Annotated in this window: 1 protein-coding gene; it reads left to right on the top strand. The window is 33.6% G+C overall.

Features of this window, described 5'->3' with window-relative positions:
• A partial coding sequence (locus AAEZ03_RS27300; protein ID WP_350582970.1) for a hypothetical protein occupies window positions 1-181 on the top strand: 181 nt, incomplete at its 5' end.
• Window positions 182-274: the final 93 nt, after the last annotated feature.

The raw sequence follows: 274 nt of genomic DNA on the forward strand, positions 1-274 counted from the left end.
TAACAAAAACTTTAAGACTACGCCTTCAGGGCTCTCAAATATCTTGCCAATCAATATAAACGCGCCTATGAATGCCAGCACTGATAAGATAAATAGGAATAATATTCTAATATTATCATTACGTGTCTGCACTGCTGAAGCCACTTTATTGACTATTTTAGGTTGGTTCAAAATAAAATAGACTAACAAAAATGGGGCACATGCCATTACAATCAAGAAGTACGTATTTATCGTGGGCAAATATTCAACAGGTATTAACGTTAAAGGTATATTT

Origin of the sequence: Pseudomonas sp. HY2-MNA-CIBAN-0224 (genome assembly GCF_040310285.1) — a bacterium.
Classification (GTDB): domain Bacteria; phylum Pseudomonadota; class Gammaproteobacteria; order Pseudomonadales; family Pseudomonadaceae; genus Aquipseudomonas; species Aquipseudomonas helleri.